Genomic DNA, 16,119 nt, shown 5'->3' with positions numbered 1-16,119 from the left:
TTTACGGACGCGATTACCTGTGCATCCGGACGATATCGATGAGGGGGCCGCTCCTGCGCCGATAGGTTTGAAATCGAAATCGGCTCGCGAATGGCCTGCTGCACATCCGGCAGATGACAACGACGAGAGGAACTACCAATGACAGTCTTCGACGCCGCGTCTGCGTCCAACCGCTCCGAGTTTGCCGCACGCGTGAATCGAATTCAACCGTCGCAGAGTGGTGCTGCGGCCCAGCGAGTGCGGGAATTGCAGGCTCAGGGGCGAACAATTCTCAATCTGACCCAGGGTGAACCCGACTTCGACACACCCGATAATGTCGTGCAGGCTGCGCTCGCCGCCATGAAGAGGGGCGAGACGAAGTATACCAACACGGATGGTACGGCAGTCCTGAAAGAGACAATTGCGAAGAAATTCGCGCGTGAGAACGGCCTCTCCTACAAGGTCAGTCAAATTTCGGTCGCCAACGGCGCCAAACAAATCTTATTCAATGCGTTGGCGGCGACGTTGGATCACGGAGACGAGGTCATCATCCCGGCTCCGTACTGGGTGTCGTACCCGGAAATGGTGTCGTTCTTCGGTGGGGTACCCAAAATCGTCGCTTGCCCGGCGGCGAGGAACTTCAAGCTCGATCCGATCGATTTGGAACGTGCGATCACGTCGAGGACTCGGTGGCTCCTCTTGAACTCGCCTTCTAATCCCACGGGGGCCGTATACACGCGCAGGGAGCTGGAGCCAATCATCGATGTATTGCGAAGAAATCCGCACGTCTGGCTCCTTAGCGACGACATATACGAGCATCTTGTCTATGACGGGCTCGAATATTGTACGCCGGCGGCGATCGATCAGTCCGTCGCGGAGCGAACCCTGGTCGTCAATGGCGTCTCGAAGGCCTATTGTATGACGGGTTGGCGCATCGGTTATGCCGCGGGTCCGGCGAAGTTGATATCCCAAATGGCGAAATTGCAATCTCAGGCCACGGCCAATCCATCGTCCATCAGCCAAGCTGCGGCCGTCGAGGCTTTGAACGGGCCGCAAGAGGGGCTTCGAGAGCGAGCAGAGAAATATCAACGACGGCGCAATCTGGTTCTGGAAGGACTCGCGTCCGTGCCCGGGTTGGCTTGCGACAAGCCGTCCGGCGCCTTTTACGTCTTCCCCTCCTGCCGCGACCTGATCGGAAAGCGGACCCCGGACGGAACCGTCCTTGCCGATGACAAGGACTTTTGCAAGTATCTCCTCGATGCCGAAGGGGTGGCGGTGGTGCACGGAGCGGCCTATGGCTTATCGCCCCACTTCAGAATCTCATATGCTACTGCGGACGAAACCTTAAAGGAGGCCTGTGTCCGCATAGCCCGGGCATGCAGTCGACTGAGTTGATGCAGCTCGCTGCCCTGACAATACGTGTGGAGCGATGTCGGACCACATTCGAGCAGCTCATATCGTTTTGCGGTTCATCGGGTCCGTGATGCGAAATGGAGATCTGCGACATGATGTCATCATTGCTCCAGGGCCGCATGAGCTCTCTAACCAGCGTTCTGTATCGCGGCCAAACGGGCGAACCGCCAAGATCAACTCATCGAGCTGGCCGCTGAGCTGGTCTTGCAAAACCGCCTCCACGAAAGTCGAGGTATTTGGTAGCTTGAAATAATACTACCAAATGGCTAGCCTCAAAGCGATCGACAAGGGAGGAAGTAATGGCCGCCATTCGACGGATAGGTATCCTCGCGCCGCCGATAAATGTGGCTATGGAAACCGAGCTACCGTCCTACGTTCCTCCCAATGTCAAGCTCAATCACAACAGGCTCACCAAACCCGGCACCGCTATAGCGAAGGAAGCGCAGCTCGCTATGGCCAACTCGTTGGATCGAGCGGCCTCGGATCTCGCACAGGCGAATCCGGAGGTGATAGTTTACGGATGTACGAGTGCCAGCTTCCTAGAGGGGCTAGGCAACGAAGCCAAGCTAGCCGACCGCATCACGATGTTGACCGGAATTCCCGCTGTCACCACTTCAACAGCCGTCATCGAAGCCTTGAAGGCCGTTCGGGCGACCAGAGTATTCATGCTCACTCCCTATCCGGATCTAATCAACAAGGAAGAGGCCCTCTTTCTGCAGCACTATGGCTTCGGCGTGGAGGCCGTCGATTCCTTCTTTTGCGCAGATGGACGACAGATCCTGACCATCTCGTCGGCGGACGTTGCCTCCAAGGTGCTCTCAAGCCGTGAGGTCATTTCAAGGTGTGACGCCGTGTTTGTCAGTTGCACCAATTTGCTGGTGATGGATCAAATCGACCGATTGGAAAGGGAATTGAACCTGCCGGTTGTCACCTCGAACCAAGCCTCTCTTTGGGCGGCACTCCGAAGGATGAAGATCGATGTCACCTCAACGGGGGTAGGCCGCCTGTTCAAGGAGCGGCGGCCACAAGAAGCACCGGTATTCGAGTTGAGCAATGCCTAACCGCGCCGTCAGGATCGTCGAACCGCCAGCATGCTCGATCGATTCCGACGCGGATAGAGTGGCCGCGCTCGAAATCATCGAAGTGTCGAAACGATTTGGAGATAACTCGATCGTCGACAACTTGTCATTGACGGTCAAGCAGGGCGAATTTTTGACATTTTTGGGACCGTCAGGCTGCGGTAAATCAACGACCTTGCGCATGATCGCGGGGTTCGAGCAGCCGGACGCGGGATCAATCAAGATCGGCGGCCATGTGATGACGGGCGTTGCGCCTTATCGGCGTCCCGTCGGCTTGGTCTTCCAAGGTTTGGCGCTATTTCCGCACCTTACTGTCGAGGAGAACATCGCCTTCGGGCTGGCGGTGAAAAAGGTCAAACGCGACGAAATCGTAGCAAGAGTACGCGAGGCGCTCGCGTTGGTGGATCTGAGCGAGCTCGGACGACGTCGGATACAACAGATATCGGGCGGTCAACGTCAACGCGTGGCCCTGGCGCGCGCGCTGGTCACTGGCCCGTCCGTTCTCCTGCTGGATGAGCCCTTCGGTGCACTGGACTTCAAGCTGCGCCGCCAGATGCAGATCGAATTGAAGCGTATCCAGCACCAAGTCGGCACAACATTCGTATTCGTGACTCATGATCAGGAAGAGGCGATGATCCTGTCGGATCGGATAGCCGTTTTCAATCATGGAAAGCTCGAACAATTGGGCAGCGCGCGTGAGGTCTACGAGAACCCGAAGAATGCATTCGTCGGAGGCTTCCTCGGGGATATCAACATCTTCGTCGGCCACGTGCAGTCTCTCGAGAAAAACGGTGCGAGTCTGCACCTGAGCGAGGTCTCGGCCGACGCTCTGATAGTGGCAACTCCAGAGATGAAAATCGGCGCAGAAGTCGCGATATCGATTCGTCCCGAGAACGTACGTGTGGGACGCGAAGTGTGGGGTAACAGTTGTCTTATGGTCGGCCAGATCGTGGCGAACATCTATATGGGCGCGACCGTCCGTCAAAGCGTTGTGGTCGACGACAAGGTCGTGGTGGTGGATACGACGGCCCGGCATGTGCAGCAGCAAGGCCTGCTTCCGGGAACTCAGGTCAAGTTGGCATGGGATTTGGAGGACGCCATCGTTTTCGCGAACAAGGAGGTGCGGAAGTGAAGCACGCTGCCGGTCTATTGATGGCCCTGAGCTTGTTCAGCCTTTCGACGACGGTTGCGTGCGCCGCCGACGGAGAAGTTGTCATGGGCACCTGGGGAGGAGGCAACAGCGAGATGTGGCGAGAGAAAGTCGGCAAGCCGTTCTCCGCGTCGTCCGGTATCGTGGTCAAGATCCGCGACTGGTCGGATCCGGAGCCGACGTTAAGAGCCCAAGCGAGAAAACCTCAGTTCAACGTCGCACTGGGCACCTGCTACAACGCCGCAAATCTCCAAAAGGATGGATTGCTGGAAAGCTTTAAGAAGGAAGACTTCCCCGAACTGGCTAATTTCGAGAAGTCGTCCTATCTGATAGACCAGAACGGCGAAGTTTACGCTTTCGGCATCTACTTTCAGTATTACGGGGCCGCATTCAACAGCGATCAGGCAAAAGCGTCAGACTTCGAGTCCTGGCGGGCATTGGCCGACCCGAAATTCAAGGATAAAGTCGCTATCGCCCGGCCGATCTATGCTGCTCCCAATGATTTGGTTCTCTTTGCGAAAGTCGGAGGGGGCGACGAAAACAACATTCAGCCCGGCATTCCTCTGCTTACGTCGATCGCGCGTAATGCTCTGACTGTCACGAACTCCACTGCTCAGATGAATGCCCTGCTGTCGCGCGGAGAGGTCACGGCGGGAGCCTACTATTCGAGCCGCGTCTGGACCATGCGGGCTTCCGGTGTAAAGAACGTCGATATCACAATACCCTCCGAAGGAGGATTGCTGCTGTCATATTTCTTGATCGTGCCGAAAGGCGCGAAGAATCTGGACGCCGTGAAAGCCTGGATAAACTATGCTTTAAGGCCAGCACCAGAATTGGCCATGCTTGATGCGTCTGGCTTCCTACCGCTCAATCAAACTGCCGCGCTTAGCCAGGAACAGCTCAAGGAGGTTGGTTCGCCGCAATCGTTGCGTTCGAAACTTTACCAGCCAGACTGTTCGGTGCTTGCCGCGAACCAGGAGAAGCGGGTCAATTTGGTCGAACAAATCTACTCTCAGGTCAAGTAAGCAATAAATTGGAAAGCGGCGGGTCAATGACGGATGTCGGAACTGAGAGGACGACCCGGCGGCACAGCGGCAGCGGAATGTTGTTCAAGGCGCGGCCGGTAAAAGTCGACTCCCAATTTCTTCTTCTCGTTCCAACTAGCGTACCGTTGATGCTTCTGGCGATCGGTGTCATCTCACTCGTGGTCGGCTCGTTCACGTCGAACAACGAATTGAGCTTCGCGCAATACCAGGCAGTCTTGGCGCGTAAAGATTACATTGAGACTCTTTATCGAACGATTTGGTTGGCCGGTCTCACGACCTCGATTTCGCTCCTGATAAGCTATCCCACTGCCTACTGGATCGCGCGATATCCGGGAAGGCGCGACATCTTTCTCATCATTCTGATGATGCCCTGGTTGGTAAGCGTCGTCGTGCGAACGTACGGCTGGATAGTGATCCTGGGCAAGAAAGGGGTCATTAGCCAGGCGTTGATGTCATCAGGCCTGATCGCGGGTCCATTAGAAATCCTGTTCAGTCCGACCGCCATCGTGATCGGGCTGGTTCATGTATTCTCACCCTTCATGATCCTTGCGATAGTGACAGTTCTGATCCGGCTGGACAAATCACTGGAGGAGGCGGCAGCCAGTCTCGGCGCGGGACCGTTTGAAACGTTCCGCAGGGTACTGTTGCCGTTGAGCTTTCCTGGGATCGTGACGGGCAGCATCATCGTGTTTCTGATGTCAATGGGATCGGTGGTCACTCCTCTGTTGCTCGGCAGCATGCGTGACAAGATGCTTGGTGCGCAAATTTATCAAGATGTCTTTCAACTCTTCAATTTTCCGAAGGCCGCGGCGCTAGCGATGATTCTTTGCGTCGCTGCCCTGGCGGTCGTGCTGCCTCTGCAGCTACTCGAGGCTCGTGCGAAGAAAAGTGCGGCCTCTTAGGGAGGTAGGATGAAAGTCGCTTGCCGCATAGTCGCCGTCCTAGTGCTCGCCTTTTTGCTCGCACCGATTGTGGTCGTGGTGCTGTCCTCATTCTTCGAGTCGGGATTCATCGAAGTTCCGCTCAGCCAGCCTTCACTGAAGTGGTACAGTCAATTCTTCAGTAGCGACGAGTGGATTTTAACGGCGGCCGACAGCGTCGTCATTGCTTTTGTTGTCGCGGTGGCGAGCACTGCCCTAGCGCTGACAACCGCATTGGTGACCGCGCGCCGCCATTTTTGGGGCCGCGCATCATTCGAGTTCATGATTTTGGTGCCGCTGGTATTGCCGCACGCCGCAATGGGTGTCGTGATGCTGACCGTGATCGGATCGCTCGGCTGGAATGGAACGTATAGCGGCATTGTGCTGGCCCATACAATCCTAGCGTTACCCTTCGCTTATCGACCGATCCTGAACAACATGCGGAGCCTTGAGAAGGATGTCGAGGAGGCGGCGATGAATCTGGGCGCGACGCCCGTCGTGATGTTCTTCAAGGTTATTCTTCCACTGATGCGGCCGGGCATTGTCACGGCACTCATCTTCAGTTTTATCATTTCGTTCGACGAGTCGACCGTGACGCTCTTCCTAATCGGACCCGACGCCACAACTCTGCCAGTCAAGATTTTTGCCGCGATACAGGAGGACGCAAGTCCGATTATATCGGCAATTTCGACGATGTTGATCGGAGCAACCGTCTTTGTACTGATCGCTGTGCAGAGGTTGGTTGGCTTGGAGGCGTTTGCTGAGGCCGAGGGAGGGCCAGGCCGGCGATAGCAACGGCTGCTGTGTAGAAGGCGTCCGGTCTCTTCCGACAGGAGGTGCTTGACGGCGGAAAAAAGAAGCTGCCGTCAGCCGGGGCTATATGCATCATATGCATGAAAGTAGGTACTTTTGTTATTGGCGTTGTTTTGGCGAACTGTTTTTAGTGTTGCCCAGCATATGGCTGGCACGCAGCTCCATCGAGGATCGATGGCTGAATGGCTTCGACGTTTGCGACGCAAGAAGATGAGTCTTGGAGACGAAAAGGAGCCATGAAAAGCGAAGACTTCAAGATGATCTCAAAGCTCATTGGCTTGATGCATGGATCAGGGGTCGAGGAGCTGGAAGCATCCGACGGAGACTTGCGCGTAAAGATCACGATGTTTGCGGCCGCACAGGGTAGGCAGGAAATGCATGGGGCGGCGCCTTCCGATCCGCCAGTTGATGCGACCGTGTCGAACGAAGCCGTCGACGAAACGACGTCGTTCGTCTGCGCTTCAATGCAGGGCATTTTCCATCGCGCGCCCGCGCCGGGTGCCGAACCTTTCGTAGTAGTTGGAAGCCGGATCTCCACAGGTCAGCAGGTCGGCATCATCGAAGCGATGAAGCTCTTCACTCCACTGCTCGCTCCGACAGCCGGTGTAATCGAGCAAATATTGGTGGAAAACGGAGTGGAAGTGCAGGCCGAACGGCCATTGTTCAAGGTGAAGTGCAATAGCAATACCAGTAGCGATGGCGAAGCGACATGAAGCCTTCCAGGCCGATAGAGTTTGCAAACCCGCAGGTGAGCTTGTGCGGAAGTGCGGCGCTCTTGTTCGATGCGGAGGGGCCGATGTGTCTACCCACACAGGAGCGTATCTGGACTCTTAGCAAGCAGGTCGGTCAATGGGACGTGGTTGTCGATACTCAAGTCGGTATGAATAATCTTCTCGTCCTGTTCGACTCTTCGAAGGCCGATCCGGAAGCACTTGCATCGAGACTTCTGGAGAGCTGGAGGAAAGTTGAACCGGGCGGTCCACAAGGGAAGCTTCTTGAGGTTGGTGTCGTTTATGGAGGCGATCGCGGCATGGACCTTGGTGAACTGGCTGCTCATCACGGTATCGATCCGGAGACCGTCGTAAAGCTGCATTCCACTCCGGAATATGTCGTGTTCGCGCCCTCCACGACGCCGGGATTCGGCTATCTCTTCGGTTTAGACCCACGTCTCTTCACACCTCGAAGAAAGGTGCCCGTGGTGCGTCCGTTTGGGGGAAATGTGACGATCGGGGGCGGGCAATCAAATCTTGGAAATCCTCGCGGCGCCGGTGGGCCACCGACGTTTCCGACCGGCTGGTACGTCATCGGGCACGTACCGGAGGCGCCGGTGCCGTTTGATCTAAGTCGCAATCCGCCAAATCTTCTCGATGTCGGTGATCGAATTCGCTTCCGCGTGGAGCGCATAGAGAGATGATTGAGGTTGTTCAGACTCCGCCGCTCAACTCCGTGCAGGATGACGGCCGTGTCGGCTTTCGAGGATTTGGGATTGGACGATCCGGGGCGATGGATCACGTGGCCTTGGCGGCGGCCAATGCGCTTTTGGGAAACGAGGAGAACGCGGCCGCCATCGAACTGCAATTGTATCCGTTCGCGGTGAAGTTTCATTCTGACACTCTTTTTGTGCTTACAGGCGCGACAGCTCGTGCAAAGCTCGATGGCGTGGCGGTACTTCCTTGGTGGGTGACGCCGGCTCGCGGCGGCCAAAAGCTTGTGGTGTCCGAGCCGGTGGACGGTTTGCGGACGTATTTGGCGATCGCCGGTGGCGTCGAAGTTCCCGTAATACTCGGATCTCGCAGTACGCAGCTGCGCGATGGCTTCGGCGGCTTTGAAGGGCGCTCGCTTAAGGCCGGAGACCAATTGGAGGTAGGGCACGCCGCTCCGGTCACTCTGCGGGATTTAGGAGGATATGGCGCCAGTCCAGCCTTGTCTGAGCTGCCGTCGGCGACGTGGGCGGGCAGCAGCCCGGGGGGAGTCATCCTCCGCGTCATTACGGCATCGGAGTACGACCTGTTCGACGAATCCTCCAAAACCGCCTTTTGGACCACACCTTGGACGATTTCCACGAAAAGCAGCCGGATGGGCTATCATCTTACGGGCGCGACACTGTGCCGGACGCATGACGTGGAAATGAGGTCGCACCCGATCGTACCTGGCGTCATTCAGGTGCCGCCTTCCGGTGATCCGGTGATACAACTGGCGGACGGTAACTCTGCGGGCGGTTACCCGAAGATTGGTGTCGTCATCGAGCCCGATCTTTGGCGGATTGGGCAAGCAAGGCCAGGCCAGTGTCTTCACTTCGTTCGGTGCAGCTTCGCCGAAGCTCGCGATGTCGAGAGGGTGACGCGCAGCTACATCGAGGAGATCCGACGGTTGGCAAAGTTTTGTAGGTGTTCCCCGCGAGCGAAGCTCCCATGAGCATCGAGTCTTGGGAATTAGCGGAGTTGATCGCCCAAATGAAACGGGCAGGCGTGAAAGAGTTGGAGGCGCAACGCGGAGAGAGTTCGATCCGCCTCTCTCTGGGCCGGCACAACCGCAAAATGGTGGGGACGAGAGCGCTAGAGCTGGCTGGCGTCGAGCGGACCGACGCAGCCACGTTCGTTCGGGCTCCTGCTGTGGGTAGGTTCTCGAATAGACACCCGTTGGGAGAGGCGACGACCGTAGGAGATCACGTTCAAGAAGGTGACTTGCTCGGGGTGATCGCTATCGGACCAATCTTCAGGCCGGTGATCGCGCCCGTCGCCGGTCGTGTGATCGAGCAGGTCTGCCGCAGTGAGAGCGACGTCGAATACGGAACGACGCTATACCGCATAATGGCATCGGGCTGAAACGAAGGTCCTGCCGAAAGGAGCACCCATGGAGATTGATCTCAATTCTGATCTTGGCGAAGGCCTTGGCCGTTGGAGGATGGGAGACGACGAGGCGCTGATGAAGCTGGTCTCATCAGCGAACGTCGCTTGCGGCTTTCACGCGGGCGATGCGGTCATCATGACGCGCATGGTCGAGGCAGCGAAAGAGAACGGCGTAGCTCTCGGCGCACATGTCGGGCTGCCGGACATACTCGGTTTCGGGCGTATCCCGATGAAGATCGATCCGCGTGACATGCAGAAGCATGCGCTTTATCAACTGGGTGCGCTTTCTGCTATCGCGAAGGTCAATGGCTACAAGGTTACCCACGCGGGGACCCATGGCGCCCTGGGCCAGATGGCACAGGAAAACAAGGAATATATCGAGAAGATTCTCGAAGTGTTCGCGGCGTTCGACAGGGATCTGATCATCGCGGCTTCGGTCAAGAGTCACGCAGGCACATTCGCGAAGTCGCTCGGATTGCGGGTGGTAGGCAAGATCTTTGCTGACCGGGCATACGACGACGAGGCTCGCTTGGTTAATCGGCGACATCCGGGCGCACTTATCACCGATCTGACCGAGGTTGCGAGGAGAATGAGCCAGTTCCTCGATGACGGGACTATCACGTCCGTGTCGGGAAAGCGGATCAAGGTCGACGCAAAATGTGTCCTGGTCCATAGCGATACTCCGGGCGCTGTGGAAATCGCGAGAGCCGTAAGGACGGTGGTCGAAGACGGCGGAGGACGTATCGTTCCGCTAACGGAGCTTGCGGCGTAATGTCGGTGCGGTCCATATTGATCGCTAATCGAGGCGAGATAGCGCTCCGGATCATTCGCGCGTGTCGGACGCTGGGGCTGCGAACAATCGCTGTCTGCTCCGAGGCAGATCGAGGGGCGGCTTACCTTGCTCTTGCCGATCGAGCGGTCTGCATCGGCGGCGCGGCGGCAGATACGAGCTATCTGGATATTGGGGCGGTGATGCTCGCAGCAGCCGCCGTTGGTGCCGACGCAATTCACCCCGGATACGGGTTCTTGTCGGAGAACGGAGACTTCGCGGAAGCGGTCGAAGGCGCTGGGCTCATCTTCATTGGTCCGACCTCCGATGTTGTCCGGCTAATGGGGGATAAGATCGCCGCGAAGGCGAAAATGCGCGAGCTCGGCGTGCCTTGCGTTGCGGGAAGTCATGGCGCGCTTCCCGATGATCCGCAGCTCTGCCAAGCGTGTGCGACCGAGGTTGGGTACCCTCTTATCATTAAGGCGGCGGGCGGCGGCGGCGGTCGCGGCATGCGGATCGTACGAGACAGCGCAAGTCTCCACCAAGCGATCGGAGCCACGCGGGAGGAGGCGAGGCGGGCATTTGCCAATCCGACGATCTACCTGGAGAAATTTTTGGAGCACCCGAGGCACGTCGAGATCCAGGTCATCTGCGATGGGGGAGGCGAGGGAGTATGGCTCGGCGCCCGCGACTGCTCGATGCAGCGCCGCCACCAGAAATTAATTGAAGAGGCGCCGCCGCCAGGCGTGCCTGAGGCCAATATCGCCGAACTTGGGGAGCGCTGTGTAGCCGCTTGCCGGGCGATCGGCTATCGCGGCGTAGGCACCTTCGAATTTCTCTACCAGGACGGGATATTCGCTTTCATCGAGATGAATACGCGCATACAGGTCGAACATCCAATAACCGAGGAAACCAGCGGCATCGATATCGTGCGCGAGCAGATTCGGGTGGCATTGGGCGAGCCGCTCGGACTTCGTCAATCCGAGGTCACCTGCAGAGGCCATGCTATTGAGTGCCGGATCAATGCGGAACATCCTTTCGACGGCATTCCTTCTCCTGGTCGTGTTGAGAGCTGGCTGGCTCCGGGCGGACCGGGAATTCGGGTCGATACCCATATCGTGGCAGGTTCGGAAGTCCCTTCACACTACGACTCCTTGATAGCCAAGGTGATCGCTAGGGGCGAGGATCGTTCGGAGTGTATCGAGCGCATGCTTTCGGCCTTGGCAGACCTGCGCGCAGAGGGTATCCGGTTGAACACCGAGCTTCACTCGGTGGTATTGAAGGACGCGTCCTTTCGGGACGCGCGCCTTAGCATCCACTCCTTGGAAGACATCCTTCGACGGCGCGCCTCGTCCGATCGACGGTGAGCGTGATAGGCGACGGCCCGTCGAACCTAATGTGCAATCGAGCACGCATCAAAGGCGGGCAGCCTTGGGCGAATTCGTGCAGTGCGAGATCGCGTCCGATCGAGTCGATGACTTCGGGCTCGGGTCCCAGGAAGATATCAGCTCTCGCGGAACTCGGTCAGACCGAATTCCTTCAAGACGGCCTCGGTATGTTGTCCGAGGGACGGCACCGGGTCCATACGCGGCTGCCAGGACTCACCGCTAATTGGTCGCAAAGATGGCATCGGGCCCGCCGGGGTTTCGATATAAGCCCAGCGCTTGCGGCTGCGCAGTTGCGGATGATCCCACACGGCGGACATGTCATTCACGCGAGCCGTACCGATCCCGGCGGTCTCGAGGCGCGAGATGGCTTCGTTCGACGGCAGCTTGCGGAACGTGTCACAGATGACGGCATCGATCTCAGCTCGCTCTTTCATCCGGCCCGCATTGCCCTTAAAGCGTGCTTCGCTGGCCCACTCGGGCCGTTGTAAGACGATCGTCGTGAACGCGGCCCACTCGCGATCATTTTGAAGTCCGAAAAGTACCATGCCATCAGCAGTTTCGTAGGGCCCATATGGGAAGATCGTGGCATGGCCAGCTCCCGCCCGAGCCGGAGGTTGTGCTCCGTCCATCGCATAGTAAAGCGGATATCCCATCCATTCCACCATGGCCTCCAGCATCGAGACTTCGACATGATCGCCCTGTCCGCTTTTGGCTCGACGCAGCAAGCAGGCCAAAATGCCCTGAAAAGCCATTGTGCCCGCAGCGATGTCAGCAATCGAGATGCCGGCCTTTGCAACGGCGTCCGGCGTGCCGGTCGTTGACAAAAAGCCGGCCTCCGCCTGAATCAGTAGATCGTATGCTTTGCGCTTCTCCCACGGCCCATTCGGACCGTATCCAGATATGTTGCAAGTAATCAGCTGCTTGTATGTGGAGCGCAGCACGCCATCGGCGAGCCCTAGGCGGGCAGCTGCCCCTGGAGCAAGATTTTGCACAAACACGTCTGCGTGCGCGATGAGCCGTTGCACGGCTTCCAACGCTCCCGGCCGTTTCAGGTCGAAGGTGACGCTCTCTTTCGACCGATTGGTCCAGACGAAATGACTGGCAAGACCACGCGCACGCGTATCATAGGCCCGAGCAAAGTCGCCACCATCGGGCCGTTCGATCTTTATGACTCGGGCGCCGAGGTCGGCAAGCTGACGCGTGCAATAGGGAGCCGCGATTGCCTGCTCGATTGCGATGACCAATACCCCGTCCAGTGGCCGCGTCACGACACCTCCGACCTTAGATTGTAGCTTCCGCCTTCATGATAAGCTCGTCCCGATCGTTCGTGGCCCACAGCAGGATTTTTCCGGTTTCGTCCGGCGGACTGCCATTCAGATGAAGTTCGCTGCCGTCGAAAAGCGGCGACACCGCGCGGAAGGAATATGCCTTCACCACCACTGAGGAAGGGAGACTGCGCCTAACGAGATCGATCAGGAGAGTAGCAATGAGCGGACCATGGACGATCAGGCCTGGATAACCTTCCACCGCAAAGACGTACGTTCGGTCATAGTGAATACGATGGCCGTTGAACGTGAGAGCCGAATAGCGAAACAGCATGACGGTATCCGGCACGATGCTGCGATGCCATGGTCCTTTCGGTGCAGTTGATCTCGCTCTGTCGGCGGGCGCTGTGACATCTCGATAGACAATGTCGTGATGGTCCGTCAGAAGTAGATGGCCGTTCTCGTCGTGGACGGCGTGCCCTACCGTGACGAACACCAGAGGGCCGGTCGTACCTTGTTTGGACGTCACGCTTTCGATCGTCGATGTCCGCTTGACATGCATGCCCACGCGCAGCGGGCTCTTAAAGGTGAGCCTGCTGCCCGCCCACATCCGCCGGGGAAGGTCATGGATGGGAGGAAGAAAGCCCCCGCGCTTGGGATGCCCGTCAGGCCCTAATGTCGATTGCCGTTCGTTAGGTAGAAAATACAACCAGTGGGCCAGCGGAGGCAGCGCAACCCCCGTTGAATAGAGCTGGTGGTCGGTTTCGAGGGTCGCATCCAGACGCTCAATCGGACTGGCTGTCACCATGTCTTCCTGGGTTACTGTGCGCCCGATCCATTCCTGGTAGTCGTGTCCGTCAACCATCTAGACCTCTCGTTCTGGTCGAACCTATTGGATATCGCTGGTGGACCAACAGTCGTATTATCCAGCAACAGCATTCGGAGTTGGAGAAAGGCATGCATTTCGATCTGGTGGATCTGCGGCTGCTTGTGCTCGTCGTGGACAGAGGTGGGCTTGCCGCGGCAGCCAGACATGCCAACCTCTCTGTTTCTGCGCTGTCCGAACGCATGAAATCGCTAGAGGAGCGGGCTGGCCTGCAGTTGTTCGAGCGTACGGTCAAAGGGACACGACCGACCTCAGCGGGACTGGAGTTCGCCGGGCACGCCCGCAGCATACTTATGCAGGCAGAGCGGCTGAGCGGGGCGGTCCGATCGTGGAGAAAGCGCGAACGGGGCCTGATACGGATGCGGGCCAATTCGAATGCCATCGCAAGCTTCCTTCCGGATGTCTTGGCGAGCTATCTCGCCCGGCATCCCGACGTGACGGTCGATCTCCAGGAGCAGACGTCGGATCTCATCGCGGTGGCGGTAAGAGCGGGTGAAGCAGACCTCGGAATTGCCGCCGAGAATGCGCAGTTTGAAGGGCTGCGAACGGAGCCATTCGGAGTGGACCGCCTTGTCGTACTGGTTCCTCCGGGGCATTGGCTCGCCGACTACACCTCAATAGGGTTCGCCGAGGTGTTGAACGAGCACTTCATCGGCCTAGATGAGCAGGCATCCATTCAGACATATCTCGCCGATCATGCGCGAAGGCTCGGTCGAGAGCTGGTCATCCGCATACGTTTGCGAGGGTTTGAAAGTGTTTGCCGCATGGTGGCTGCGGGCGCCGGCGTTGCCGTCGTCCCAGTAAGCGTCATCTCTTCTTCGGTGAAGGACGCAGGAGCGCGGGCTGTCGAGTTGTCGGATAACTGGGCCCAACGCAATCTTGTGGTCTGCCTCCCGGTCGATCGTCCCGTATCAGATCTGGTGCAGAGACTAATAGCGGACATAGCGAGGTCTACTAGGTCTCGATTCGCCGAAATCGGCGGAGATGCCGGCCCCCTGCGGACATAATCAGCCAGTGTTCGCCCACCGCGAGGGCGGCTTTCGGCAGAAACGAGTTTACAAAGAGTTCGCCGCGTGCGCTTTAGATCTCGGCCTCGCATGAGGCGTTTCCTCCCTGACTCGCCGAGGCCTTCAAAGGTCTCGGCATTTTCGTGAGATGAGGATGGGCAGAGTGCCGCTCGCCGTTAGCGAAGAATGGTGAGCTTATTATGGGAAAAGCCCTCGGGTCGTTTTCGCTGCCCGCACTCGTTCGACACCTATGGCCATGGCGGCGGTTCGATGAGAGACGTTGTCACGAGCGGCGCGGGTAACCATATCGTTGAATGCGCGATCGAGGATCTGATATTCCCTCCGCATAACCTCTTCTTCTTCCCAGAACAATTGCTGGAGGTCTTGAAGCCACTCGAAATAACTCACGATCACGCCGCCCGAGTTACAGAGAATATCCGGTATGAGGAATATCTCGTTGCGGCGCCTCTCTAGGACCAGATCAGCCTCCGGAGTGGTCGGGCCGTTGGCGCCCTCAGCAAGCACGCGACATCGCAGATCCCGCGCCACGCGATCATCGATCACCCGCTCCATGGCTGCTGGCACAAGGACGTCGCAAGGAAGCTGCAGGAGCTCGGCTGGATCGAGACGGGGCGCTTCGTGATAATCAGACAGACTTCCGTGCCTCGCCGCATGACGGATCAACTGTGTGACGTTGAGGCCTGCACGGTCGTAAAATGCGCCCGTGTGGTCGCCGACACCTACTATCTTGACGCCGCTCCTGCTCAACTCCAGTGCCGCGTACGAGCCGACGTTGCCGAAGCCTTGAACCACCGCGGTCGCCGTCGACCAGTCGATCGACAGATCCTTCAAAACTCGTTTGGCCAGATGGGCGACGCCGCGTCCTGTCGCCTCCCGACGCCCTAAGGTGCCTCCCGCGCCAACAGGCTTGCCGGTTACGATCTCCGTTACGGTACGCCCCTGGTACATGGAATACGTGTCCATGAACCACGCCATCACTTGCTCGTTGGTGCCCATATCGGGAGCCATGACGTCGACGTGCGGACCCACGAACGGAATCATCTCCTGCATATAGCGGCGCGAGAGCGCCTCAAGCTCTCGGTGGGAAATCTTCGCTGGATCGACACGAATACCGCCCTTCGCGCCGCCATAGGGTAGTCCGACCAGTGCGCATTTCCAGCTCATCCAAATCGCGAGGGCGGCGACTTCGCCGATATCAACACTAGCGGCAAAGCGCGTTCCTCCCTTGGTCGGCCCGAGTGTAAGGTGATGCTGGACTCGATAGCCCTCGAATACGGAGATCGACCCGTCATCACAATGGATGGGGCAAGAAACCGAGATGGCGCGCTTGGGAAGAAGCAAGCGGCTGCGTTCGTCGATGGGAATTGCCAGATGATCGGCAATCACGGTGAACTGTCGTGAAGCCATCTCGAAGACGGGCCCACTATAGATGCTCATTTTGGCTCCGATTTATCAATAAGCGACGGCCCGGGAGCAATCGACTAAGCGCCCGCGAGCGGATGGAGGACGCGCGGCTGTCTCGCAGCGCCGGCGA

General features: G+C 58.0%; 16 protein-coding genes. 13 read left to right on the top strand and 3 right to left on the bottom strand.

Annotation, left to right across the window (positions count from 1 at the left end; translation table 11 throughout):
- The first annotated feature begins 138 nt into the window (after window positions 1-138).
- From X268_RS35800 to X268_RS35745, 12 genes are all read left to right on the top strand, one after another.
- The gene (locus X268_RS35800) at window positions 139-1,374 is read left to right on the top strand and encodes a pyridoxal phosphate-dependent aminotransferase (RefSeq protein ID WP_128929677.1); all 1,236 of its coding nucleotides are present in this window, start codon (window positions 139-141) and stop codon (window positions 1,372-1,374) included.
- 317 nt (window positions 1,375-1,691) lie between these two features.
- Window positions 1,692-2,453 carry a maleate cis-trans isomerase family protein gene (locus tag X268_RS35795; RefSeq protein ID WP_128929676.1) on the top strand — a complete coding sequence of 254 codons (762 nt, stop codon included), beginning with the start codon at window positions 1,692-1,694 and terminating at the stop codon, window positions 2,451-2,453.
- On the top strand, window positions 2,446-3,603 hold the full coding sequence (locus X268_RS35790) for an ABC transporter ATP-binding protein (RefSeq protein ID WP_128929675.1): 1,158 nt from the start codon (window positions 2,446-2,448) through the stop codon (window positions 3,601-3,603). The genes X268_RS35795 and X268_RS35790 overlap by 8 nt, the downstream gene beginning before the upstream one ends.
- Complete coding sequence (locus X268_RS35785) at window positions 3,600-4,646, top strand: extracellular solute-binding protein (protein ID WP_164933833.1); 1,047 nt, start codon at window positions 3,600-3,602, stop codon at window positions 4,644-4,646. The genes X268_RS35790 and X268_RS35785 overlap by 4 nt, the downstream gene beginning before the upstream one ends.
- A 26-nt stretch (window positions 4,647-4,672) precedes the next feature.
- Window positions 4,673-5,569, top strand: a complete 897-nt coding sequence (locus X268_RS35780) for an ABC transporter permease (protein WP_206733165.1) — start codon at window positions 4,673-4,675, stop codon at window positions 5,567-5,569.
- A gap of 9 nt (window positions 5,570-5,578) precedes the next feature.
- The gene (locus X268_RS35775) at window positions 5,579-6,379 is read left to right on the top strand and encodes an ABC transporter permease (RefSeq protein WP_128929673.1); all 801 of its coding nucleotides are present in this window, start codon (window positions 5,579-5,581) and stop codon (window positions 6,377-6,379) included.
- 257 nt (window positions 6,380-6,636) lie between these two features.
- Window positions 6,637-7,113 carry an acetyl-CoA carboxylase biotin carboxyl carrier protein gene (locus X268_RS35770; protein WP_164933834.1) on the top strand — a complete coding sequence of 159 codons (477 nt, stop codon included), beginning with the start codon at window positions 6,637-6,639 and terminating at the stop codon, window positions 7,111-7,113.
- Window positions 7,110-7,814, top strand: a complete 705-nt coding sequence (locus X268_RS35765) for a 5-oxoprolinase subunit B family protein (protein ID WP_128929671.1) — start codon at window positions 7,110-7,112, stop codon at window positions 7,812-7,814. Before X268_RS35770 ends, X268_RS35765 begins: the two co-directional genes overlap by 4 nt.
- Window positions 7,811-8,815, top strand: coding sequence for a 5-oxoprolinase subunit C family protein (locus X268_RS35760; RefSeq protein ID WP_128929670.1), 1,005 nt, complete (start codon window positions 7,811-7,813; stop codon window positions 8,813-8,815). The genes X268_RS35765 and X268_RS35760 overlap by 4 nt, the downstream gene beginning before the upstream one ends.
- Window positions 8,812-9,225, top strand: coding sequence for an acetyl-CoA carboxylase biotin carboxyl carrier protein (locus tag X268_RS35755; RefSeq protein WP_128929669.1), 414 nt, complete (start codon window positions 8,812-8,814; stop codon window positions 9,223-9,225). Before X268_RS35760 ends, X268_RS35755 begins: the two co-directional genes overlap by 4 nt.
- Before the next feature lie 28 nt (window positions 9,226-9,253).
- On the top strand, window positions 9,254-10,021 hold the full coding sequence (locus X268_RS35750) for a LamB/YcsF family protein (RefSeq protein ID WP_128929668.1): 768 nt from the start codon (window positions 9,254-9,256) through the stop codon (window positions 10,019-10,021).
- On the top strand, window positions 10,021-11,385 hold the full coding sequence (locus X268_RS35745) for an acetyl-CoA carboxylase biotin carboxylase subunit (protein WP_128929667.1): 1,365 nt from the start codon (window positions 10,021-10,023) through the stop codon (window positions 11,383-11,385). The genes X268_RS35750 and X268_RS35745 overlap by 1 nt, the downstream gene beginning before the upstream one ends.
- Window positions 11,386-11,522: 137 nt before the next feature.
- Here the strand turns inward: X268_RS35745 and X268_RS35740 are convergent, their stop codons facing one another.
- On the bottom strand, window positions 11,523-12,674 hold the full coding sequence (locus X268_RS35740; RefSeq protein ID WP_128929666.1) for a CaiB/BaiF CoA transferase family protein: 1,152 nt from the start codon (window positions 12,672-12,674) through the stop codon (window positions 11,523-11,525).
- Between the two features lie 13 nt (window positions 12,675-12,687).
- The gene (locus X268_RS35735) at window positions 12,688-13,536 is read right to left on the bottom strand and encodes an HTD2 family dehydratase (protein WP_128929665.1); all 849 of its coding nucleotides are present in this window, start codon (window positions 13,534-13,536) and stop codon (window positions 12,688-12,690) included.
- Between the two features lie 92 nt (window positions 13,537-13,628).
- Here X268_RS35735 and X268_RS35730 point away from each other — a divergent pair, with 92 nt between their 5' ends.
- Entirely contained in the window at window positions 13,629-14,564 is a 936-nt protein-coding gene (locus X268_RS35730) for a LysR substrate-binding domain-containing protein (protein WP_128929664.1), read from the top strand.
- Between the two features lie 198 nt (window positions 14,565-14,762).
- Here the strand turns inward: X268_RS35730 and X268_RS35725 are convergent, their stop codons facing one another.
- Window positions 14,763-16,022, bottom strand: a complete 1,260-nt coding sequence (locus X268_RS35725; protein WP_128929663.1) for a Glu/Leu/Phe/Val family dehydrogenase — start codon at window positions 16,020-16,022, stop codon at window positions 14,763-14,765.
- Window positions 16,023-16,119 lie beyond the last annotated feature (97 nt).

Source organism: Bradyrhizobium guangxiense (assembly GCF_004114915.1).
Taxonomy (GTDB): domain Bacteria; phylum Pseudomonadota; class Alphaproteobacteria; order Rhizobiales; family Xanthobacteraceae; genus Bradyrhizobium; species Bradyrhizobium guangxiense.
This window is presented reverse-complemented; position numbering and strand designations above follow the sequence as displayed.